Origin of the sequence: Dethiosulfatibacter aminovorans DSM 17477, assembly GCF_900142005.1 — a bacterium.
Classification (GTDB): domain Bacteria; phylum Bacillota; class Clostridia; order Tissierellales; family Dethiosulfatibacteraceae; genus Dethiosulfatibacter; species Dethiosulfatibacter aminovorans.
The window spans coordinates 23,647-46,578 of the sequence record NZ_FQZL01000006.1 but is presented as its reverse complement, the minus strand read 5'-3'; the positions used below and the strand labels follow the sequence as shown (position 1 = coordinate 46,578).

Here is a 22,932-nt window from a genome sequence, read left to right as displayed (position 1 = left end):
CGATTAGTTGTTGCTTTCAGGGATAAAGGTATTGTTATCCTTTATATGTTCGCTGGGGAGCAAGTCAGAACTGCTTCCTGTAATTACAAGGTCCCCTTCTTCCAATCCAGACAGTATTTCAACATACCTGTCATTCATGAGGCCTGTTTCTATTGAAACAGTTTCAACACTTTCGTCTTCATTAAGTATTTCAACCTTTGTAATGCCATCCTCCTCAAAAACAGCCTCAATAGGCACCAGCATGGTGTCCAAAGATTCTCCTGCATCTATGAAGCACTGTGCCATCATGCCCGGTCTAAGTTCGCCGCTTCCACTCACTTCAATATCCACAGAATACTTGATTATACCGCTTGAGTCTTTTCCGGACTGGGATACTCTTGTTACAACGCCTTCAAACTCTTCTCCAGGAAGGGCGTCAATTGTAACATTGACAGGTGCATCCTGCTTTATGTAAACCACATCTATGTCATCCACCTGTGTCCACACCCTCATGTTGTTGGTATTGAATATATCTCCTATCCAGTCTCCGGGAGATATGGTTTCACCCTGTGTCCTCCAGAATCCTGAAACCACACCGTCCATAGGCGATAGAATAGTCATATTACCCTTCATTTCCTGTGCTTTTGCTATGGTTCTCTTAATTTCATTAATTTCATCCAGCTTTTCCTGTATCATTATTCTAACATCGGCACCTGCAAGCTTCACTATAGCCTGGCCTTTTTCTACATAGTCCATTTCATTCACCAACACTTCCGTGACGGTGATTTCATCAGACGATATTGAGTTTTTAAATATTTTCTTCTCCTTGCCATATGATTCGACTTTGCCTGATTCGGACAAAGTAAACTTTGGAAGGTTCACATCATCGCTTATGGGGGTGCTTATTGATGCAGTCATATTTGTTTGTACCAATCCCGGATTCGGAGCCGTGATTTCTCCCCAGTGCACATAGGACAGCCCGAATTCGGTATCATCATTTGGAACCGAATTGGGATTAAGATCAGTTATCTTTCCCTCGTAATATCCTTCAAAATATGGGAATTTAAGAAGTATCCTCTGACCTTCATAAACGTTGGAATATTCGCTTTCAAGCACTTTGAATGAAATTTTTATCTCCGAGTCATTTATGATATTTGCAATCAAGCCGTCAAGCTCCTCACCTTCAGAAGCCTGAAGCTCGGTAACCCTTCCATCTATTGGCGAAACAATGACAATTCCATCATATGGGTTAACATTTTCTACATCTCTTGCATCGATTCCCAGAAGCTGTGCAAGATAATCCTTCTTGTTTTCTAGATTCACCTTCAAGTCATCAATTCTGGTTTCAAGGTCATTTGAAGAAAGCCTTATGACAGGTTCATCCGCTTTCAACGAGTCCCCTTCTTCAACCAGGAATTCTTCAATCACATAGGTTATTCCATAAAATTCAGGAGATGACGCTTCCGGTACCCTTATTCCTCCTCCATAGGATGCATTCAGTTGTCCCGATGTGTTGACTCCTACGTTTATATCCCCTTTTATTACAGGGTCTGTCGAATATACGATTTTGTTGATTTCATCTTCATTGTTGCCTGGCATGAGTTCATTTACAGCATATGAAATCCCTGCAAAAGCCAATGCCAGTATCAACATTATAGGTATGAATTTTTTTAACATATTTTCCTCCAATCAATTTATGTCTATTCTGTTTATTTCTCCGTCCACCAGACGAATGATTCTTTTGCCGTACTCAGCTATTGATTCCTCATGAGTAACCTGTACTATGGTCAGTTCGGTTTCCTCGTTTAGTTTCAAGAACAACTCCATGATGTTCTTGCTTGTTGATGTATCAAGAGCTCCTGTAGGTTCGTCTGCCAAAAGTACCGACGGATTTCCCACTATGGCTCTGGCAATGGCTACTCGTTGCTGCTGCCCTCCTGAAAGCTGCATGGGCAAATGTTTCATCCTGTCCTTAAGTCCTACCTTAATCAATGCTTCCTCTGCCATTTCCTTTCTCATTTTCCCATTGACTCCCCTGTATACAAGAGGAATTTCAACATTTTTAATGGAATTCAGCTTTGGCAGAAGGCTGAAATTTTGAAAAACAAATCCCAGAAACCTGTTTCTAATTTCAGACAGCTTGTTATCGCTCAGTTTTTCAACACTGTTTCCGTCAAGTATATAACTTCCTTCTGTACACTTGTCCAGGCAGCCAATCACATTCAACAAAGTCGATTTACCGGATCCGGAAGGACCCATAATTGAAACAAATTCACCATTTTCGATTGTCAGATCGATATTCTTAAGTGCATTCAGCCTTATTTCTCCAATTCTATATTCCTTTACTATATTATTCATCTTTATTACATCCAAGATGTCACCTCCAGTCCAAATATATTAGACGGCCATAAAAAATAAAAGTTCCTTTATTTAAGTAAATAAATAAAATTTCAGAAAAACGAATAATATGTAAATAGACAAAAAAATAAAGCGGTCATCCGCTTTATTTCAATACGTCAATTTCAATTCCATCTATCCATACGGTAGAGTCACCATCATAATCAAAATACAGCAGTATTCTATCCGTATTTCCAAGATTCACCGTAAGCTGGTTCAGGGACCATATATCACTGTTCAAGAAAACCTTGTCGCTTGAGTACGCAGAAATCTTGCCATTTTCTATCACTTCGACAATCACCGACCCTTCTACTTCATCCTTCTCGCTAGTAAGCTTCATTGACAGACCAACTTGTCTGTTCTTCATATAATCCAGGTCTTCATTTGACATATCCACTACGGCAAACAATGTCTTCCTGCTTGAACTGCCGTCATTCTTGATAACAAGTGATGAATATCCATCGTAAAACTTTTTGAAATCAATTTCAGCATTGTATTCACTGTCCGTAGAATCCAACAGGTCCTGACTGAAAAACTTGTTTATTGTCTCTTCAAGATTTTCCCCGTCTGTACTGGCATTGTTGGTGTTATTATTGTTGATCACTATCTCGTTGTTTGCTTCAGGCAGATCGGCATGCTCTTCAAGCACTTCCTTGCCTAGATTTGTCATAATCAGTATTATTACAGGTATGGTCATAATAAGTATGATTGCTGCAATTTGATTAAGGCTGAATTTCCTTTTGCCTGCAATTTCACCGGCAACATTGTCAACTTCTTCAAGTTCCCCTTCGTCACCTTCGTCTGAACTCAGCAGGTTGTTGAAATCAGGTCCCGCTTTTGCAGGTTCGTCAAAAACCGGTTCAGGCTCTTTTTTCAGGACCGAAGGAGGAACAGGTACGAAAACCAGCGAATATGTCTGCGATTTCTTGAAGGCACTTATAACTTCGTTCATGTCCCTGTATTGATTTGAGTAACATCTGATTATTATCTTCATTATGTCAGGAGGCAACTTGTCTGATATGTTGTAGTCGTCTATGAATCTACCGGTGTATATATAATGCATGTAATCGCCGGCAGATTTAATGAGCAGACTTTCACTTATATCATATCCCTGACTGAATTTCAAAATATTGTTGAATTCTATTCCATTATCCTTTACAAGGATATTCTCCTTGGCAATTATGGCCTCTTCTATAAGATCTTCAAACACTTCAAGTTCCTGAAACTTAAAAAGAAGATTCTCAGTTAGAAATAGCTGTTCTTTCATGGTGAGGCTCTTGTTTGAAAAATATTCCTCAAAAGGAATCCCACCCCCCGGTACAGTTATTATATATGCTCTGTCTTCTGATTTTTCAGCCAAAAGAACATTCTTGAACATTCTTGTCATTTTCTCAGTATCAATGAGATCAATGATCCTTGCGCTCATTATTATATTATTATAGAATTCAGAATCATCATCATTATTTTTACACAACGCTATTCTCTGAAAACTGTTGTCATATATTATTTCCTTAACATCGTAATTTTTAAAGTAACCCATCGTATACCTCTCTGTCATCTCTGCTATTATTTTAACATAAGTTCACACTATTTGAAATACGAAAACAAAAAATGAGCATTCATTGCTCATCTTCATCATTGTTGTTACCCTTAACATCTTCAGAGTCATCCACCTCATAGTCAACATCACTGACAATATGATCAGGGTCAACGTCCTTGTTATTGGTTGTACCGTATTTTTTTATAGACCTGTTAACTAAATTCATCAATAGCATGAATACAACAAGATCATCTATTATACTATAACCCAATATTGGGTAAGGAATTAAATCTACAGGACTTAATATATATAGAATCAACCCGATAATTGGAAGTTTATCCTTCCAGCTGACTTCCCTGCTTCTCAAAAGTTTAAGCATAACACTAAATTTTCTGAACAATATGCACCACTTCTTTATATTATTATCATTTCTATGTCTTTAAGTTTTTTCTTGAGCTTGTCTTCAAATTTACTCTTGCCGTCCGGAGACTTACCAAGCACTACTTTTCCTACATCATTCTTATCTGCAAATTTAACTAATGTATCAATTATATTTTTGGATCTTTCTATTACAAGTTCGGCACCGAGTTTTTTGGTAATGCCAAACAAATATTCCAAAGCTTCTCCATCTGTATAATTCCTTAGAAGCTTTTCATTCTCATTCACCACATGCACAACATACAACATATCTTCATCATTTTTGAGACTGTAGCCCTTGTCAATGAGCCTTTCGCATGTTTTTTGCTGTGTAACACAAACCATTATATTATTAATCAATGGAGCTCCTTTCAAGAAATGGCGGGAGTATATGGGAATCGAACCCACCCAGGACGCTATAAACGCCCCACACTGGTTTTGAAGACCAGGAAGCACACCAGCACTTATATACTCCCATGCAATGACAAATATACCATAATCGACAGATGTTTACAAGATATATTTTATAATTCAAGAAAGCATCTTCGACGGGTTATCCGCGTACGAGGATATCAAGGGGCTATGTCGAGTCCCCTTAACCGTATAATACCAACGAATAAGGCATGCGCAAATTAAAAAGCGGCATGCCATCAAGCATGCCGCTTAATATTTAATCCATATTATATGCCTTTAGATTCTTTTTCAGCGTAAATCTCGCTTATTTCAAATACGTCAAGATCTTTTTCTGCAACCTTGTTTTCAATTATTGAACAAAGCGCATCAACTGTTTCAAGATTTGTCAAAAGGTCCACTCCGTTTTCAACCGATTTTCTTCTTATCATGAATCCATCTCGCTTGGAGTCATTTGCTTTTGTAGGAGTGTTGACTATAAGTCCAACCTGTCCGCTTTGGATAAAGTCTAAAATGTCATCTTCCTGACCTATTTTGTTCACCACCTTGGAATCCACGCCTACACTGCTTATATCTTTACTCGTACCTTCAGTTGCGGCAATCTTGTATCCAAGGCTGTCAAATCTTTGAGCCAGGGATTTGATTGTTTCCTTGTCCTTTGGCTTCACAGTGGCCAGTATATACTTGTCCTTGTCCGGCATCTCTACTCCGGCTGCCAGGAATCCCTTGTACAATGCTTCTTCATAATCAGACGCAAGACCAAGAACTTCACCTGTTGATTTCATTTCAGGTCCAAGACTCACTTCCACTCCCGATATCTTTTGAGAAGAAAAAACAGGCACTTTTACTACATAGTTATCAATGGACTTATAGAGACCAGTACCGTATCCCAGATTAGACAATTCTTCACCCATCATGCACTTGACTGCCAGATCAACCATTGGCACACCAGTCACCTTGCTGATGAAAGGTACCGTTCTACTTGATCTTGGATTGACTTCAATTATGTAGACTTCATTGTCGCATTCAATGAATTGTATGTTTATAATTCCTTTGACACCCATATTTTTTGCTATTTTAGAAGATATTTCAACAACCTTGTCTAATATCTCCTGGCTCAGGGAAACAGGCGGATATATTGAAATGCTGTCACCAGAGTGGACTCCGGCTTTTTCAAGATGTTCCATTATTCCAGGTATAAGTATTTCATTACCGTCAGATATGGCATCTACTTCAATTTCCTTTCCATTGAGATATTTATCTATAAGCACAGGGTTTTTTGAATCCTTTTCAAAGGCATTGCTTAAATAGTTTTCAAGCTCCGTGTCATTGTAGGTTATTTCCATTCCCTGTCCGCCAAGAACAAATGACGGTCTAACAAGTACAGGATATCCTATTTCCCCCGCAGCCTTCTTTCCGTCCTCTACCGACCATACTCCAACCCCCTGGGGCCTAAGAATATCCAACGATTCAAGAAATGCTTCAAATTTCTCCCTGTCTTCTGCCGTGTCTATATGCTGGGATGTAGTTCCGAATATCTTTATACCTTTGCTGTCGATAAATTCAGCCAGCTTGATGGCTGTCTGTCCTCCGAACTGAAGTATTACTCCATCCGGCTTTTCCTTAAGGATGATATTGTAGACATCCTCTTCAGTCAAAGGCTCGAAATAAAGCTTGTCGGAAATATCAAAGTCAGTACTTACAGTTTCAGGATTGTTGTTTATGATTATTGTTTCAACACCCATGTTCTTAAGTGAAAAGACGCAGTGTACACAACAGTAGTCGAACTCCACTCCCTGGCCTATCCTTATTGGACCTGAACCTATTACAACTATTTTCTTTTTATCGGAAACCTCGACCTCGTCAAACTGTTCATACGTGGAGTAGTAATATGGCGATACAGCATCAAACTCACCGCTGCAGGTATCGACAATCTTGTATGCAGGTACAATATCATTCTCCAGTCTAAGATTCATAATATCATTTGCCTTGCATCCAACAAGCTGTGAAATCCCCTTGTCTGAAAAACCATAGTACTTAAGCTTTTTAATCCAGTCGGAAGTCAAGTCTTCAATATTTACTCTTCTGAGAAGCTCCTCGTTTTCTACAATATTCAGTATTTTATGTATGAAGAAATTATCAATTCCTGTTATTTCATTAACCTTTTCAATGCTGTAACCCCTCCTAAGAAGTTCTGCAGTTATATACAACAACTCGTCACATGGCTTTTTCATCATTTCTCTAAGCTCAACTATTGACATTTGTGAATATTTTTCCTTAAAAAGAGTATACTGTGAATTTTCAAGGGACCTTACAGCTTTAAGCAAAGCAGCTTCAAAATTGTTTCCGATTGCCATAACCTCGCCTGTCGCCGCCATTTGTGTACCAAGGCTTCTTATATCGCTTTGAAGCTTATCAAAAGGCCATTTAGGTATTTTAAGCACTATATAGTCAAGTACCGGCTCAAAACATGCAAAGGTCTTTTTTGTTACAGAATTTTCTATTTCATCCAGGTAGTATCCAAGTGCGATTTTTGTAGCAACTTTTGCGATCGGATAACCTGTAGCCTTGGATGCCAGTGCTGAAGATCGGCTCACCCTCGGATTAATTTCTATAACAACATATTCATAGCTTTCAGGATGAAGTGCAAGCTGAACATTACAGCCTCCCTCTATTCCTATTGCATCGATTATGTCAAGGGATGCAGTTCTAAGCATCTGATATTCGACATCCGATAAGGTCTGGGAAGGAGCTGCAACAATGCTGTCTCCCGTATGAATTCCTACAGGGTCTATGTTCTCCATATTACAGACTGTAATGCAGGTTCCCTTTCCGTCCCTCATAACTTCATATTCTATTTCTTTCCAGCCCTTTATACTCTTTTCTATAAGCACCTGGCTGTTGAGACTCAAATTCAGACCTTTTGATAGGATCACCTTGAGTTCTGCCTCGTTATCGGCAATTCCACCACCTGATCCACCAAGGGTATAGGCAGGTCTTACAATTACCGGATATCCGATTTTGGCGGAAGCTGCAATACCTTCATCCATAGTTGTAACTATTTCACTTTGCACTACAGGCTGTCCGATTTCTTTCATTAATTCCCTGAAGAGCTCCCTGTCTTCTCCAACCTTTATGGCTTCAATTGGAGTACCGATTATATCAACTCCATACTTTTCAAGCACTCCCGAATCGTAGAGGTCGACAGCAAGGTTCAATGCAGTCTGTCCACCCATTCCCGGCAATATGCTGTCAGGCTCTTCCTTCTTGATCACCTTCTCCACATATTCAAGTGTAAGAGGCTCAATATAAACCTTGTCGGCTATTTCCTTGTCAGTCATTATTGTAGCAGGGTTGCTGTTGATAAGAACTGTTTCTATACCTTCTTCCTTCAAAGCCCTGCAGGCCTGAGTTCCAGAATAGTCAAATTCTGCAGCCTGTCCTATGATAATCGGGCCTGAGCCCAGTACTAATACCTTTTTAATATTCTTGTTGATTGGCATATTATCCTCCTAAACTATACTTAAAAAATCATCGAAAATGTAGCTTGATTCATGCGGTCCCGGACATGCTTCGGGATGGAACTGTACGGACATCAGCTTCCTGTCCAGATTTCTTATGCCTTCGACAGTGAAATCGTTCATGTTTATATGGGTGATTTCGAAATCTTCAGGAATTGTATCCTTTTTAACTACATAACCGTGGTTTTGAGATGTTATTGTCACCTTTTCTGTGAACAGGTTTTTTACAGGATGATTGCTGCCCCTGTGACCGTATTTCATTTTTTCCGTATCGGCACCACATGCAAGCGCTATTATCTGATGCCCCAGGCATATTCCGGTAACAGGCAGTTTTCCTATTATTCCCTTTACTGTTTCCACAACTTCAGTAAGATCCTTAGGGTCTCCAGGTCCATTTGAAAGGAACAGACAATCAGGTTCCGTACTCATTATTTCCTCCATAGTGGAAAGAGCCGGAAGAACAGTCACCTTGCAGCCTCTTTCGCTGAATGAATTTATTATGTTTGTTTTCACACCGAGATCAAGTACTGTTACTTTTTTACCCTTTCCTGATATTGTCATTGCACTTTTTCTGGTTACCTTTTTAACAGCATCCTCCACAGGATTTTTCTCGAAGAAGCCCTCTATGTTGTCAGTGTTTTCTTCAGTGACTATTATACCCTTCATGGTTCCGCTGTTCCTGATGAGTTTGGTAAGGTATCTTGTATCTATTCCCTGTATTCCAATTATTTTTTCCTCTTTCAGATAAGCATTGAGGGACATTTCACATCTCCAGTTGCTGGGTCTGTCGCAAAGTTCCCTGACAACGAATCCCTTTACCTTTGCACTGTCCGACTGGATATCGTCAAAATTGATTCCATAGTTTCCTATCAAGGGATAAGTCATTACTACAATCTGTCCATAATATGACGGATCTGTCAATATTTCCTGATATCCCGTCATCCCAGTATTGAACACTACTTCCCCAAAGCTTTTCTCCAAGTATCCAAAACAATAACCTTCAAATTCCATTCCATTCTCAAGAATTAATTTACCTTTCATATATCCTCCTACAAAAAAAATAGCAACTAACGGTATTTAAATTGTTTTTTTAAATACCGTAAATCGCCTTCCTTTTAAAATAAATTTCTTATTGATTTTTTCAGTCTTATTATTATATATCATTAATTTTCTCCTTATCAGCATCTCGTACCGATTTAAAGGTTTTATAGAAGATAACATATTATTTCATTATTGTCAATATTTATTCAACAATTTCTTTTATTTTATATTTCCCACTAGACAATTCAAGCAAAAATGATATATTTTCGTTAGTATAATTACCGGAGCTGTCCTGCAACATTATATTAGTTTTTACAGTTACATATTCACCGTATTTGTTGTATTCATATTTGGTTATCTTATATGAGACTATGTCGAATCCTGTATTGTAAAAAATATTGTTAGCCTTTGCTTCTGCAGCACTGTCGGGAATATTCTTTACAATTACTGAATTCAAGAATTTTTCAACAGTCTCTATAGGACTTATGTAGTCCTTGTACAGCAGGGTGTTTGTTGGCGTAAAGGGTGATTCTATGTTGAAGTATTTGCTGAAGTAATTGGACCCGTTGCTGTTTGTCAATTTGACAAAATCAATGTTTTCATAGTTGGTTGCAGTATTTACAATGGAATACAGCATAAGGCACTCTTCCATCTCATCCAATTCATTTCCATTGTCAAAATAATACTCGATAAATACCGTATCCGATACAACACTAGTATTTAATATCTTTAGATATTCCATGGAAACAAAACTGCCGGACTCCATTGTTCTATTTTGCATTATATCCAGTGTTTCTTCTATTTCCTTCGCCTCATTCAGATCATAAACTCCTGATAATTCCGTTATTATGCAACTCATGCTCTTATTGGGAAGATAAAGCTGTACATATACATTCTCTTCCTCGCTGAAAGGAGAAATCCTTATGACATCATCCTCACTTCTCGTGCATGATGTCGTCAACAGAATGACGACAGCCAAGATTGAAATCATTATTTTATTCTTCATTGAAAACTCCTTATACAATAGGAAGACTGATATAAAACTCAGTACCTTCATCCAGTTTGCTCCTTACACTGATTGTTCCATGATGAAGGTTTACAATCTGCTTTGATATTGAAAGTCCAAGCCCCGTACCTCCCGTATTTCTGGACCTGGCCTTGTCCGCCCTGTAAAACCTGTCAAAAATATACTGAAGATTGTCTTCAGATATTCCTACACCAGTATCCTTTATGCTTACGATGGCAAAATCCTTTTCCCTGTAAACCCTTATGTCCACCTTGCCGCCATCCCTGGTATATTTGATTGCATTGTGTACTATGTTGATCAGTGCCTGTTTTATCTTGCCCTTGTCAATATTTATCTGTATACTGTCATCTTCAAAGAAATTTAAACGTATGTGTTTCTGGTCTGCTAGAGGTTTCAGCTGTTCAATAATCTTTTCAATCAGATAATTAAGATATGCAGGCTGATAATCCAGGACCAGTTGCTTTTTATCCATATCCACCAGGGCAAGAAGTTCCGTTACGATCCTGTTCAGTCTGTCAACCTCGTTGTTAATGTCCATAAGAAATTCCCTGTAAACATCTTCTTCAACTTCATCCTGCAAGAGAAGGCTTTCAGACAACAATTTGATGGATGACAAGGGAGTTTTCAACTCATGGGACACATTTCCCACAAACTCCTTTCTTTGCAGTTCAACTTCGTTGAGCTTGACGCTCATGCTGTTGAATGAATTGGCAAGAACCTTGAATTCATCATTGGATTTCACATCGACCTTGTCTCCGAATTCCCCGTTGGAAAGCTTGCTTATTACCGGATAAAACTTGTTTATTGGTCTGAGGAAATGATTTGATATCAGTATGATACCGATAATTATCAGTATGCCTTCAATCAGGACAATCATCCTTATCGTATTGTTGATATCCTCAAGGTTGCCGTAAAGGTCGTTGATGGAATTTGATATGAATATTCCACCATTGACTTCATTCTCATATTTGACCGGTACCGAAATATACATTACATTTCCAATGTCGTTGAAATAGTATTCATTCCAGTATACATTTCCGTCAAGAGATGAATTTATCTCTTCCAAATTGATATTTCTGAATTTGAACTGATTGTTGGAATCGGATAGTATTCTGCCGAACTTGTCATATATCATGATTCTTGAATCAATTGATTTCGAATATTGTTGGGTAACATTGTCAAAATAGGTACTATAAAGGGCCGCATCATAATTATGCAGATAGTAGTCGATTTCCTGGCCTATTTCCCTGCACGACATTTCCAGATTCTTCTTTCTGAATTCCAGCTGCCAACTCAATACGTACTGCGGTATCAGGCTTGTCAGTAATATGAATAATATTACTATAAGCAACAAATAGGTGGAAAGCATCTTCCACCTAAAACTTACAAATCTATTCTTAAATTCTATTCCTAAAATAGTAGCCAACTCCCCATTTGGTCAGGATATACTCATAATTGTTGGAATCCTTCTCTATCTTTTCCCTAAGTCTCCTTACATGGACATCAACAGTCCTCAAGTCTCCGAAATATTCATAACCCCAGATTATCTCCAGCAGTTCCTCTCTGGTAAATACTTTTCCGGGATTTGTTGCCAGAAGTATAAGCAAATCAAACTCCTTGGCTGTAAGGTTTATTTCCTTGCCGTTTACTGTAACCTTTCTTCCAAGGGTATTGATAATGAAATCATCTACATAAATGATCTGTTCTCCAAGCTTTGCCTCCTTGGAATTGGACCTTCTCAATATAGCCTTTATCCTGGCCTTAAGTTCAAGTATATTGAATGGTTTTGTCATGTAGTCGTCTGCTCCGTATTCAAGTCCCAATATCTTATTCATATCTTCGCCTTTAGCAGTTAGCATGATGATCGGAACATCTGACCTTTCCCTTATTCTTTGACATACTTCCAATCCGTCAATTTCAGGAAGCATAAGATCCAGAATTATTATGTCAAATTTTTCCCTGTTGTGTTTTTCCAAAGCTTCTTTTCCGTCATATGCAACTTCCGTTGAGTATCCATCCTGCTCAAGACTATATTTCAACCCCTTTACCAATAACGGCTCATCGTCTACAATCAATATCTTGTTATTCATATTTTCACCTCGTTGTATTGTTATTACTATTATAAATCATTTTATACCAAATTGATAATTTTTGTTTACCACAGAATTCTATCATTATCCACCCGTTTAGTAAACTTAATTTTATCAAGATATTCCAAGACGATCACTGCCTTGTTTCTGTTGGTTTTCAATAAGTCCCTAATTTCCGCCACGGATATTGTTCCATTTTTTTGTATATATTCTGATGTTTTATCTTTTATTGTGTCTATATACTCGTTTTTGATAACATATTCATTGCTTATAACTGAAACGACTCCATCTGATTGGAGATATTCAAGTATAGACAAATCCCGATCAATTTCCTTTATATTTTCTTTTTTAACAATCATATCATCCTCTTGAAGAAGCATCGATACTTTTCCCAGTATTGAGCTCTGTTCATCTGACAACTCAGGTGAATAACCATATAACCTGATAAACTCATTCTGCATTTCAATAAGCGATTCATTCTCCATGTCTCTTAGGACCTTGTTAAAGATAGAATTGTCCATTTCGCCGGAAATGGAGCTCGTGAGAGTCTCCTTGTTTATGCCGGGCTTAAGATTAAAGCGGTTGTGGTACTCCTTAACTTTTGACAATACGTCATTCTTTATCTTTCCATAATTTTCAGACGTCATGTACAATTCCTTTCGATTGTCCTCATAACATCTTATTCTTCCCGATTCCACCAGTTGCTCAAGTATGTTCTCCAGCTGTGAAATCTCCATGGAAAAAATTTTGTATAGGTCATTTTTTTCCACCGAAATAGCTTTTTCCCTTATGAATTCATATATTATATCCTTGAAATCATCTCCGGATTTAGTGATTGAAGATTTTATTGCTGTTTTACTGCTGGTCTTGTGTCTTCTTGCAATGGGATCCAGGATCCTTCCTCCGCCTATTGTTTCAAGTGGAGAATAAAATCTTACAATAAAACGGTCACCAAATTTCACTGAAATATCTTCATCAAATCTAATCTGTGCAGTTGCCATTTCACCGGGATTCAGTTCCTTTTTGCCAAAAAGAATAACCGCACCTACAGTTTCCTTTGTCCCTACGAAGAAATGCACCTTGCTGCCATTCTTTATAGTTCTTATGGAATCGTCCAGATTTTTCAATTCAACATCAATAATATTGCTTCTGAATACACTGTCCTTTTCTGCCAGCAAATCTCCACGTCTTATATCAGACTTTGAAAGGGATGAAATATTTATTGCCGCTCTCTGTCCCGCTAAAGCCCTGTCCACATCAACTCCATGGACCTGTATGTTTCTTACTTTTGCAGGCATCTCATATGGATAAAGCGACAGCTCGTCATTCAGATTCACACTTCCTTCAATTATTGTTCCCGTAACTACTGTTCCTATCCCCTTAAGTGTAAAAACCCTGTCCACGGGAAGCCTGAAAGGTTTGTTGTCATCCCTGGGGACCACCTTTTCAGAATATTCGTTTATCATTGTCTTCAACTTTTCAATTCCATCACCAGTCTTTGAAGAAACTTCAACAACGGGAGCATTTTCCAAAAAAGTATTTGAGAAATTTTCTTTGATGTCGTCAACTACAAGCTCAAGCATTTCTTCATCCACTATGTCTTTTTTTGTTATTACAATGATGCCGTTCTTTATTCCAACCAAATTGAGAATATTAAGATGTTCAACCGTTTGAGGCATTACTCCTTCGTCGGCTGCAACAACAAACAGTATGAAATCCATGCCGACAACACCCGATAGCATGTTGTTCAAAAACTTTTCATGTCCGGGAACATCAATAATACCTACCTTGTCGCCGTTTGATAGTTCAAAGAAAGAAAATCCAAGATCTATGGTTATCCCTCTCTCCTTTTCCTCCTTGAGCCTGTCGGTGTCATGTCCCGTAAGAGCTTTTATCAATGTCGTTTTACCATGGTCTATATGTCCTGCAGTACCTATAATAATGTTTTTCATATTTTCACCTGTCACTTTAGTATTCTATTGACTTCTTCTGCTATGATTTCATAATCATCATCCAAGACAGTCCTCATGTCAAGTATAACCCTGTCTTCGTTAATCCTTGCAACAATGGGTATTTCCAGATTTCTGAAGTCCCTGTCTATCCTTGCAGCATTGGTTTTCTCAGGATAAAGAGCAACAGCATAGCTGTCAAGAAGTTCTTCAGGCAACGACCCTCCTCCAATTTTTGAATTGCATTTCTCTATTTTGATATTTGCATGGGGATTTTTTTCCTTAATCATATTATAAAGCTTTTCAGCCTTAAGCTTGATTTCCTCTTCGGTTTGTATAATCATTCTAAGTGTTGGAATATCCTTTAAGGCCTTTGATTCAAGAAGATATTTCCTGAAGATGCTTTCCAGTGATGCAAGTGTAAACTTGTCCACTCTTAGCGCCCTGGTAAGCTGGTTTTTTTTCATTTTATCAATGAGTTCCTTTTTGCCAAGAATTATTCCTGCCTGTGGGCCTCCCAGAAGCTTGTCTCCGCTGAATGTTACAATATCCAAGCCCTTCCTTACACATTCATGCACCGTCGGTTCGTAAGTTATGCCAAACTTGCTTAAATCCACCATGGTTCCACTTCCCAGGTCCTCCATTACAATCATGCCCTTTTCCCTTCCTAACTTTACAAGATCAGCAGAATCAACACTCTTTGAAAATCCTATTACCTTGTAGTTGCTGGTATGAACCTTAAGAATTACTCCGGTATTTTCACCTATGGCATTTTCAAAATCCTCAAGATGAGTTCTGTTGGTTGTTCCCACTTCCACAAGCTGGGCGCCCCCCATTCTCATAACCTCTGGAACTCTGAAGCTGCCGCCAATTTCAACAAGTTCTCCCCTTGAAACAATGGCTTCCCTTCCTGATGAAAGCGTATTAAGTGCAAGAATGACAGCAGCTGCATTGTTGTTTACGACCAAAGCCGCTTCTGCTCCTGTCAGGAGACAGATTACATCTTCAACAATATCATATCTGGATCCTCTTTCACCTTTAGAAAGATCATATTCAAGGTTTGTATAATGAGTCAGAACATCCTTTATTTCATTAAATATTTCCTCTGAAAAAACTGATCTTCCCAGATTGGTATGAACAACTACCCCGGTACAGTTTATGACCCTTCTTAAATTGCTTCTATAAAGGTCTTCCAGTTTGTCTATAATGTCATTATCTATGTTTTCAACTCTTGATTCCAGCGTCTTCAAATCATCTGTCCTGGATATTTCACTTCTTATGTCATCCAGATGCTTCCTTATGATTCCCACTACTATTTTCTGGTCAATTTTATTTAAATAGGTTTTGAATTCCTCTTTTTCAATCATGGAATCCACTTTTGGAATTTTTCTATACAAGTCCTTTTTCATTTCATCTCCATCATTTCAATATTAGACTATATTTTGATTTTTTGACAACTTTTCCTATCACTTTAAATAAATCATATTCTTCTATCTTTTCCATGTTTTCTGCAGGTATTGACACAAGAAGTCCACCTGAAGTCTGAGGATCATAACAAATATCCGTTATCAGTTCTTCAGAGAATCCGTTTTCCTGAATTTTGCTTCCATAAAAATCCCTGTTGCTGTATGCTCCTGCAGGTATAAGTCCCATGGATGCAAATTCCAGCGCTTCTCCTATTACAGGTATTTTATCCATTTCAAACTCAATTGCCACCTCGCTGTTGTCGGCCATTTCTATACTGTGACCAAATAGACCGAATCCTGTTATATCAGTACATGCATTTGCCGAAAGTGCTACAGCCGCTTCAGCTGCCTCCTTGTTTAGGGTTGTCATGATATCCACAGCTTCCCTGTAGGTTTTATCATCGCACAGTTCACCCTTTATGGCAGTATTGACTATGCCAAGACCCAAAGGCTTGGAAATTGCTATAATATCTCCTTCCCTGGCTCCACAGTTCATTAGAACATTACTCTCCTTAACTATGCCCATTACAGAAAGACCATATTTGGGTTCGTCATCATCAACGGAGTGCCCCCCTGCCAGAACCGCACCGGATTCCTTCACCTTGTCTGCACCACCCCTAAGTATCTCTGAAAGAACTTCAGGATCGACACAATCGGGAAAACACACAATATTCAAAGCAAGGACAGGCTTTCCTCCCATTGAATATACATCACTCAGTGAATTTGCAGCGGCTATCTGGCCGTAAGTATAAGGATCATCGACAACGGGTGTAAAGAAATCCAGTGTCTGTATTATACAGTTGTCTTCGTCAATTTTATATACGGCTGCATCGTCTGCCTTTCCAAGACCTACGATGAGTTTTTCATCTTCAAAAGCTGGTAATTTACTCAAAACTTGAGCAAGGGTGTCAGGCCCCAATTTGGCTGCTCAGCCAGAGCTTTTTGTCATTTGAGTCAATTTTATATCTTCAATACTCATATATTTCTCCTATAATCAAATATTTTCATACTATCCATATTTATTTTACTTTTATTAAATCCTTAATCTGATTAAACCTGCCTTCAGCAATTCCAGATACTTTTTTAATATCTTCGATGCATGAAAAACATTCGTTGCTTTCCCTGTATTCGATAATTCGTGTTGCCAGGACTTCGCCTATTCCAGGAAGAGATTCCAGCGCTGATTTTGTTGCAGTGTTGATATTGATCATTCCATCATCGGCTTCGCCTGAATCCACAGGATTCTCTCTGGCATCAATAGCAGCAGGCTCGATTTCCTCGCCTTTCTCGGGAATATACACCTTTTGCTCGTCGTGCAGTTTTTCTGCCCTGTTTATAAACCTTGTATCGGCATTTTCCGTCAGTCCACCTGCCAGTTCTATAAGAGTGCACAGTCTTGTTCCCTCAGGAAGCTGGAATGTTCCCCTATTGTTTACAGCGCCGTCGATATCGACAAATATGATCGTATTCTCAGCTTCATCAGAGGATTCAGCTTCTTCATTCAAGTCTCTATTCTTATCTTCAGATGGTGATTCTGAATCGATGTATTTGTCCTCAATTGCTTCATCTTCAAGATTATTTGCGTTTCTTTCAATCGAATCAGCTATATTGCCTGTTTCACGGTTATAAAATCCGTATAAAAAAGACACTAAAAGCACTAAAACAATAATAACCACTAAAGTCCTCTTCTTCAAATAATCCATATCAGTCCCTCAATTCACTGAATTTTGCTAAATAAACATTCGCTAACTTATATATAATAACAAAAAAAATAAGAACTTACAATTTTATTAATTTTTTGGTATACTATTTTATGTTTGACATATTCGGAGGTACTTATGAAAAAAATATTTTTTATGATAATTTTACTGCTATTGACAACAATGGTTAATTCCTTTGCTATAGATAATCTGGAATGCAATTCTTCAATTCTTGTGGATGCTGAATCAGGCAAGGTACTTTACAGCAAATATCCGGACAGGATAAAATACCCGGCAAGTCTTACAAAGCTTATGACTGCAGTTATTGCAGTTGAAAACGGCGATCTTGACGATGTATATACAGTTGATGATGAAACGCCTTTTACCATTGACGGCAGCCATATCGCCCTTGAACCTGGAGAAAAGCTTACTCTGGAAGAACTGCTTCACGCCCTTTTGATTCCATCGGCAAACGATGCAGCGGAAGTGATAGCCATAAACAATGCAGGTTCAGTAGAAAGCTTTGTTGAAAAAATGAATGAAAAGGCGGCAGAGCTTGGCATGACAAATACAAATTTTGTGAATCCCCATGGGCTGCACGACGATTCACACTACACTACAGCTTCGGATCTTGCAAAGCTTGCCGTGTATGCATACAAGAATGAGGTTATTCGAAACATAGTGAAGAAAAAGAACTATACAATACCTGCAACAAACATAAAGGAAGATGAAAGACTTCTGAATACCACAAACAGACTCTTTATAGGCACCGGATATGGCAACCAGATAATAATCGACGGCAAGTATAGAGACATCAAATACGACGGTGCTACGGGGATGAAGACCGGATATACGCCTCAGGCGGGAAGCACATTCATAGGCTCTGCCGAAAGGGATGGCCTTACTCTCATTTCTGTAGTGCTGGACGGATATATTACGGAAGTGTATTCAGACACTGTCAAGCTTCTCGACTACGGATTCAGCAATTTTGAAAAAATTGGCCTTGTTGAAACGAATACATATGTGGATAGTACAGAAGTCATTGGTGCCAATGTGGAAAAAATTCCTCTCGTAACAGAAGACAGCTTTTCAAGCGTTATAGAAAAGAATGAATCGTCAAATATAACGAGCAGAATCACTATGGATGAAATTACTCTTCCAATAAAAAAAGACCAGTGTATGGGCAAGTATGAATTCCTTTTGAACGATGAGGTTATTGGAGCGGTCAATCTATATACCCCCATTAGAATAGACGAGTTCGCGCCAATAAATACAAGAGCTATCGTTGTAAAAACAATACTGTCGGTATTCCTCGCAATTGCCGGTCTTATTCTACTCCTCCGGCTCTATTTTACCATTAGGGTATGGAGCGTCAGAAAAAACAAAAAATTAAAGCTGTAATAAAAAACTTATTTAAAAAAGAAAACTGGAATTAATTCCAGTTTTCTATTCCATAATCTTCAACGTCAATATCCGTACCTTCAGACCATAGCTTTTCAAGGTCATATACATATCTTTCATCCTTGTGGAAAATATGCACTACTGCAAATCCGTAATCTAGAAGTATCCATCTCTTGGTTTGATACCCTTCCTTGTGTATCAACTTTACACCGATCTTGGACATTTTGTTTATTATTTCATCTGCCACAGCCTCTCCCTGTCTCTCGTTGTTGACTGAGCAAATTATAAAATAGTCTGCTATTGTTGATATATTTGAAATATCTATAACACTGAAAGAATAAGCTTTCTTCTCGTCACAAGCTTTCAGTATGGTTTCAATCTTTTCTCTGTTGTTTTCCAATTTTTCCTCCTGTCCTTTTGTTTTCCAGCCAGCCAAGGCATTTCAATGTATTTTTGTGTATTTCCGTATTTTTTCTTTCCAGGTAACCACAGGTATTGACAAGGGACATAATCATGGCTTCATCAAGATCCTCCATTGCCATCTTTCTTATTTCCCAGACACCTTCATATTCACGCTTGGGTTCTATTGCATCAGCCAGATATATTATTTTTTCAAGAATCGTCATGTTTGCCCTTCCTGTGGTATGATATCTTATGGCATTGAGTATATCAATATCTGTAATACAAAATCTGTCATAGGCCAAAAACCTTCCCAAAACTGCATGATGAAGATTTGTATTCAAGAACGTAGCGGAATCCAGGATGATGTTTCTTTCATTGAAATATTCTATGAGACTTCTGCAATCCTTGAGTCTCCCGCAATCGTGAAGTATAGCGGCAATTCTTGTTTTGTTTACAGGCACTCCATATGCAAGTGCCATATCCGTGGCTGTCTTCATAACTCTCACGGAATGGCTGAACCTTTTTCTCCCTATGGAATCGATCAAGGGTTGCTTGAATATATCTACAGGCATTTCAGTTGAATCTCTTGATAGAGACCGTTTTTCAGTATGTACTGTTCAACCATTTCCGGCAGAAGGTATTTGACAGGCCTTTTGGAAGCTATCCTGTTTCTGATGTCCGTTGATGATATGTGGAGCTGGGGTGCCTTGGTGATATAAATTTCCCCTCCGTATTTATCGGTTATTGCCTTTATTTTCTTATCCAGACCGTCAACTATATAACCTGGTCTGTTAACGGCAATAAACGTGCATAGCGAAAGTATCTCTTCTGTATTTTTCCAGGAAGGAAGATCAAGCACCGCATCGGTTCCTGTAATAAAATAAAACTTTTCTTCCTCATTTCCCGAGATCAATTCTTTAAGTGTATCTATTGTATATGACATCGTAGATTTCTTGGTTTCAATATCTGAAACATCAAAATCCGGATTTGTCATCGTAGCAAACTGAGTCATCATGTACCTGTGATATGGAGATGTCAGCCCTTCTACAATTTTGTGGGGCGGCATTCCGGTAGGTATGAATATTATCTTGTCCAGATCAAACAATGACAATACTTCATTTGCTATTACCAGGTGTCCGTGATGAATAGGATCAAATGTACCGCCCATAATTCCATATTTTTTCAATGTATGCTCCTCCCGATATGATAGTTTATTATACAATAAGTACTCTACTTTAGCAAACAGAAAGAAAATCATGTATTCAACAAACACAAATCCAAAGTCAATTATATTTATCATGTATCGCATATTGTGTTATAATTGATTGTCAATGTACAATAAAACTGAGATAAAATAAAATATGAATTCACAAGAGGTATATGAATTGAAAAATATATCAATTTTAGGTTCCACAGGTTCAATTGGAACACAAACACTTGAAATAGTAAGAGAAAACAAGGATAAGATTAAGGTACATGCACTGAGCGGAAACAGCAATATCAATCTGCTGGAAAGGCAAATCAACGAATTTGAGCCTGCCATCTGCGCAGTGATGAACAAGGAAAATGCAGAGAAGTTAAAATCAAGAATTTCAGGAAAGACTAAAGTCGTATGCGGCATGGACGGACTTGTTCAATCCGTCTGCGCCAATGGAGTTGATATTGCAGTAACTGCAATTAGCGGTATGATTGGGTTGAAACCCACCATTGAAGCAATACGCTGCGGCAAGGACATCGCTCTCGCAAACAAGGAAACCCTTGTAGCAGGAGGTGAAATGGTGATGTCCCTTGCAAGGAAGCACAATGTCAACATAATGCCGGTTGACAGTGAACACAGCGCCATATTCCAGAGCCTGATGGGCAACGAGGTCAATAAAATTAAAAAAATACTTCTTACAGCTTCCGGAGGCCCTTTCAGAGGAAAAACTCTTAAGGAACTTGAAACCGTATCCTTGGCAGATACCCTTAATCATCCAAACTGGTCAATGGGAAAGAAAATCACTGTCGACTCGGCAACACTCATGAACAAGGGACTTGAAGCAATAGAAGCAAAGTGGCTTTTTGATTTGACGCCGGAACAGATTGAGGTTGTTGTCCATCCCCAAAGCATTATACATTCTGCAGTTGAATATGATGACCATTCTGTTATTGCACAGATGGGAAATCCGGATATGAAAATACCAATACAACTTGCGCTTTTTTATCCTTACAGGCTTAAAAACAATCTCAAAAGTCTTGATCTTTTTGAGATTGGCAAACTTACATTCGAAAAACCCGACATGAATACCTTCAAATGCCTTAAACTTGCTTTTGAAGCAATGAAAATTGGAAAATCAATGCCAATAGTACTAAACAAAGCCAATGAACTGGCGGTTGAAATGCTTATAAGAAAGGAAATCAAATTCCTTGACATCCAGAACATGGTTGAGGATATTATGCTTCGACATACCCCTGTTGAAGCTGCCAGCTTTGATGAAATACTTGAGATAGCCAAATGGACTGCAGCAAATATAAAAAAGCCGAATTAAATTCGGCTTTTTATACTATTTCTCATTGAAGGCTTCAGGGTGAATTGCAGCAGCAATTTTTTCCAAAGCCTCAATCATTCTAGGTCCCTTTCTTGAAACAATGTCCTGGTTGAGCATAAACAATTGTTCGGTTTCTATGGCTTCGATATTGTCGTATCCTTCTCTTGCAAAAATTTCTTCTGCAGTCTTGAATCCATCATCTGCAGTAAGATAAACCTGAGGATTCTCTGCAATCAGCTCGTTCGGACTGTATTCAGGATAGGGTGAACCAGTGTCTCCTGCAATGTTCACTCCATTTGCCAGAGTTATAAGCTCGTGATGAAAGCTTCCAGGACCTGCTGCTGTCAGAGGATCGTCCCATATTTCAAAAAATACGGTTTTCGCTTCATATCCTGAAACTCTTTTCATTATCATTTCCTGTTTTGCCTTCAAATTGCTTACCATCTGGTCAGCCTCTTCGGAAGCTCCTACAACATCACCTATTATAAGCATTGTTTCATAAGTCTCTTCCAAATTGCCCGGATCAACAAGAACCACAATAATTCCTTCGTCTTCAAGCCGAGCAACTACATCATTTGACATCCACGATCCAAAAACAACATCAGGGTCCAGACCAATTATCAACTCGGTATCCGGTCCGTCATAATCCCCAATCTTCTCAATTTCAAGTGCTTCTTCCGGATAGTTGCAGTAGGCGGATACACCCACAAGGTTCTCCCCCTTGCCTATTCCAAAGATGATTTCAGTATTGCCTGGAACTGTTGACACCAGTCTTTTGGGCATCTCTTCAATAGTTATTTGTCTGCCTGTATCGTCTGTTATTGTAACAGGATATATTCCGGTATCTTCAAATTTTCCGTCTTCGGCATCACCTGAACTATCCAAACCGCCATCGGTAGTCTCTTCATTTTTTATGCATCCTGCCAGTGTAAAGATCAATACGATTATCATCAGCAGTGTCAGTACTCTCCTTTTCATTGCTCCTCCAATATCGTTTCTCATTTCTTGTAGCTTAGGAAAGTCAAAAATACGTAATCCCTTGAAACATTGGTATTACGTGGTC

The 22,932-nt window shown here is 38.5% G+C and carries 20 protein-coding genes and 1 tRNA gene; 2 read left to right on the top strand and 19 right to left on the bottom strand.

Going from position 1 to position 22,932, the window contains the following annotated elements; all coding sequences use genetic code 11:
* Positions 1 to 3: 3 nt before the first annotated feature.
* The 15 genes from BUB05_RS03660 to BUB05_RS03590 all read right to left on the bottom strand — a co-directional run bounded on the left by BUB05_RS03660 (position 4) and on the right by BUB05_RS03590 (position 17,541).
* Positions 4 to 1,656: an efflux RND transporter periplasmic adaptor subunit gene (locus tag BUB05_RS03660; RefSeq protein WP_073047344.1), complete on the bottom strand. Its 1,653-nt coding sequence runs from the start codon at positions 1,654 to 1,656 to the stop codon at positions 4 to 6.
* Between the two features lie 12 nt (positions 1,657 to 1,668).
* Positions 1,669 to 2,352 carry an ABC transporter ATP-binding protein gene (locus BUB05_RS03655; protein ID WP_073047341.1) on the bottom strand — a complete coding sequence of 228 codons (684 nt, stop codon included), beginning with the start codon at positions 2,350 to 2,352 and terminating at the stop codon, positions 1,669 to 1,671.
* A 130-nt stretch (positions 2,353 to 2,482) separates the two neighbouring features.
* Positions 2,483 to 3,916 (bottom strand): hypothetical protein, encoded by a 1,434-nt coding sequence (locus tag BUB05_RS03650; protein WP_073047339.1) that lies wholly within the window; start codon positions 3,914 to 3,916, stop codon positions 2,483 to 2,485.
* Positions 3,917 to 3,995: 79 nt separating this feature from the next.
* The gene (locus BUB05_RS03645; protein ID WP_073047336.1) at positions 3,996 to 4,316 is read right to left on the bottom strand and encodes a YkvA family protein; all 321 of its coding nucleotides are present in this window, start codon (positions 4,314 to 4,316) and stop codon (positions 3,996 to 3,998) included.
* 14 nt (positions 4,317 to 4,330) lie between these two features.
* Positions 4,331 to 4,693, bottom strand: coding sequence for an adenine nucleotide alpha hydrolase family protein (locus tag BUB05_RS03640; RefSeq protein ID WP_245819738.1), 363 nt, complete (start codon positions 4,691 to 4,693; stop codon positions 4,331 to 4,333).
* A 19-nt stretch (positions 4,694 to 4,712) separates the two neighbouring features.
* Positions 4,713 to 4,809 (bottom strand) — tRNA-Sec (locus tag BUB05_RS03635).
* Between the two features lie 204 nt (positions 4,810 to 5,013).
* Positions 5,014 to 8,247 carry a carbamoyl-phosphate synthase (glutamine-hydrolyzing) large subunit gene (gene carB, locus BUB05_RS03630; RefSeq protein ID WP_073047334.1) on the bottom strand — a complete coding sequence of 1,078 codons (3,234 nt, stop codon included), beginning with the start codon at positions 8,245 to 8,247 and terminating at the stop codon, positions 5,014 to 5,016.
* A gap of 9 nt (positions 8,248 to 8,256) precedes the next feature.
* Positions 8,257 to 9,306, bottom strand: a complete 1,050-nt coding sequence (carA, locus tag BUB05_RS03625; protein ID WP_073047331.1) for a glutamine-hydrolyzing carbamoyl-phosphate synthase small subunit — start codon at positions 9,304 to 9,306, stop codon at positions 8,257 to 8,259.
* 202 nt (positions 9,307 to 9,508) lie between these two features.
* On the bottom strand, positions 9,509 to 10,312 hold the full coding sequence (locus BUB05_RS03620) for a GerMN domain-containing protein (protein ID WP_073047328.1): 804 nt from the start codon (positions 10,310 to 10,312) through the stop codon (positions 9,509 to 9,511).
* Between the two features lie 10 nt (positions 10,313 to 10,322).
* Entirely contained in the window at positions 10,323 to 11,759 is a 1,437-nt protein-coding gene (locus tag BUB05_RS03615; RefSeq protein WP_245819736.1) for a HAMP domain-containing sensor histidine kinase, read from the bottom strand.
* Positions 11,731 to 12,423, bottom strand: a complete 693-nt coding sequence (locus tag BUB05_RS03610; protein WP_073047325.1) for a response regulator transcription factor — start codon at positions 12,421 to 12,423, stop codon at positions 11,731 to 11,733. Before BUB05_RS03610 ends, BUB05_RS03615 begins: the two co-directional genes overlap by 29 nt.
* Positions 12,424 to 12,488: 65 nt before the next feature.
* Positions 12,489 to 14,375 carry a selenocysteine-specific translation elongation factor gene (gene selB, locus BUB05_RS03605; RefSeq protein ID WP_073047322.1) on the bottom strand — a complete coding sequence of 629 codons (1,887 nt, stop codon included), beginning with the start codon at positions 14,373 to 14,375 and terminating at the stop codon, positions 12,489 to 12,491.
* An 11-nt stretch (positions 14,376 to 14,386) separates the two neighbouring features.
* Positions 14,387 to 15,781 (bottom strand): L-seryl-tRNA(Sec) selenium transferase, encoded by a 1,395-nt coding sequence (gene selA, locus BUB05_RS03600; protein WP_073047318.1) that lies wholly within the window; start codon positions 15,779 to 15,781, stop codon positions 14,387 to 14,389.
* A 10-nt stretch (positions 15,782 to 15,791) separates the two neighbouring features.
* Positions 15,792 to 16,817, bottom strand: coding sequence for a selenide, water dikinase SelD (gene selD / locus BUB05_RS03595; RefSeq protein ID WP_094762693.1), 1,026 nt, complete (start codon positions 16,815 to 16,817; stop codon positions 15,792 to 15,794).
* Between the two features lie 40 nt (positions 16,818 to 16,857).
* Positions 16,858 to 17,541, bottom strand: a complete 684-nt coding sequence (locus BUB05_RS03590; RefSeq protein ID WP_094762692.1) for a helix-hairpin-helix domain-containing protein — start codon at positions 17,539 to 17,541, stop codon at positions 16,858 to 16,860.
* Between the two features lie 135 nt (positions 17,542 to 17,676).
* On the opposite strand from BUB05_RS03590, the gene BUB05_RS03585 reads away from it, so the two are divergent.
* Complete coding sequence (locus BUB05_RS03585) at positions 17,677 to 18,939, top strand: D-alanyl-D-alanine carboxypeptidase family protein (RefSeq protein WP_073047312.1); 1,263 nt, start codon at positions 17,677 to 17,679, stop codon at positions 18,937 to 18,939.
* A 31-nt stretch (positions 18,940 to 18,970) separates the two neighbouring features.
* Here BUB05_RS03585 and rsfS read toward each other — a convergent pair whose 3' ends face one another.
* From rsfS to nadD, 3 genes are read right to left on the bottom strand one after another with little or no spacing between them, the layout of a single operon-like run.
* Positions 18,971 to 19,339, bottom strand: coding sequence for a ribosome silencing factor (gene rsfS / locus BUB05_RS03580; protein WP_073047309.1), 369 nt, complete (start codon positions 19,337 to 19,339; stop codon positions 18,971 to 18,973).
* Positions 19,314 to 19,913: a bis(5'-nucleosyl)-tetraphosphatase (symmetrical) YqeK gene (gene yqeK / locus BUB05_RS03575; protein ID WP_073047306.1), complete on the bottom strand. Its 600-nt coding sequence runs from the start codon at positions 19,911 to 19,913 to the stop codon at positions 19,314 to 19,316. Before yqeK ends, rsfS begins: the two co-directional genes overlap by 26 nt.
* On the bottom strand, positions 19,904 to 20,527 hold the full coding sequence (gene nadD / locus BUB05_RS03570; protein ID WP_073047303.1) for a nicotinate-nucleotide adenylyltransferase: 624 nt from the start codon (positions 20,525 to 20,527) through the stop codon (positions 19,904 to 19,906). The genes yqeK and nadD overlap by 10 nt, the downstream gene beginning before the upstream one ends.
* 199 nt (positions 20,528 to 20,726) lie before the next feature.
* Between nadD and BUB05_RS03565 the strand changes: the two genes are divergently transcribed.
* Complete coding sequence (locus tag BUB05_RS03565) at positions 20,727 to 21,869, top strand: 1-deoxy-D-xylulose-5-phosphate reductoisomerase (protein ID WP_073047300.1); 1,143 nt, start codon at positions 20,727 to 20,729, stop codon at positions 21,867 to 21,869.
* A 15-nt stretch (positions 21,870 to 21,884) separates the two neighbouring features.
* On the opposite strand, the gene BUB05_RS03560 is transcribed toward BUB05_RS03565, so the two are convergent.
* Entirely contained in the window at positions 21,885 to 22,847 is a 963-nt protein-coding gene (locus BUB05_RS03560; protein ID WP_073047296.1) for an ABC transporter substrate-binding protein, read from the bottom strand.
* Between the last annotated feature and the right edge of the window lie 85 nt (positions 22,848 to 22,932).

Coding starts and splice junctions, on each gene's coding strand:
- BUB05_RS03590 (WP_094762692.1), bottom strand. CDS start 17,541: ATGGATTATTTGAAGAAGAGGACTTTAGTGGTTATTATTGTTTTAGTG.
- yqeK (WP_073047306.1), bottom strand. CDS start 19,913: ATGCCTGTAGATATATTCAAGCAACCCTTGATCGATTCCATAGGGAGA.
- BUB05_RS03650 (WP_073047339.1), bottom strand. CDS start 3,916: ATGGGTTACTTTAAAAATTACGATGTTAAGGAAATAATATATGACAAC.
- BUB05_RS03620 (WP_073047328.1), bottom strand. CDS start 10,312: ATGAAGAATAAAATAATGATTTCAATCTTGGCTGTCGTCATTCTGTTG.
- selA (WP_073047318.1), bottom strand. CDS start 15,781: ATGAAAAAGGACTTGTATAGAAAAATTCCAAAAGTGGATTCCATGATT.
- BUB05_RS03660 (WP_073047344.1), bottom strand. CDS start 1,656: ATGTTAAAAAAATTCATACCTATAATGTTGATACTGGCATTGGCTTTT.
- carB (WP_073047334.1), bottom strand. CDS start 8,247: ATGCCAATCAACAAGAATATTAAAAAGGTATTAGTACTGGGCTCAGGC.
- BUB05_RS03585 (WP_073047312.1), top strand. CDS start 17,677: ATGAAAAAAATATTTTTTATGATAATTTTACTGCTATTGACAACAATG.
- selB (WP_073047322.1), bottom strand. CDS start 14,375: ATGAAAAACATTATTATAGGTACTGCAGGACATATAGACCATGGTAAA.
- BUB05_RS03610 (WP_073047325.1), bottom strand. CDS start 12,423: ATGAATAACAAGATATTGATTGTAGACGATGAGCCGTTATTGGTAAAG.
- BUB05_RS03560 (WP_073047296.1), bottom strand. CDS start 22,847: ATGAAAAGGAGAGTACTGACACTGCTGATGATAATCGTATTGATCTTT.
- carA (WP_073047331.1), bottom strand. CDS start 9,306: ATGAAAGGTAAATTAATTCTTGAGAATGGAATGGAATTTGAAGGTTAT.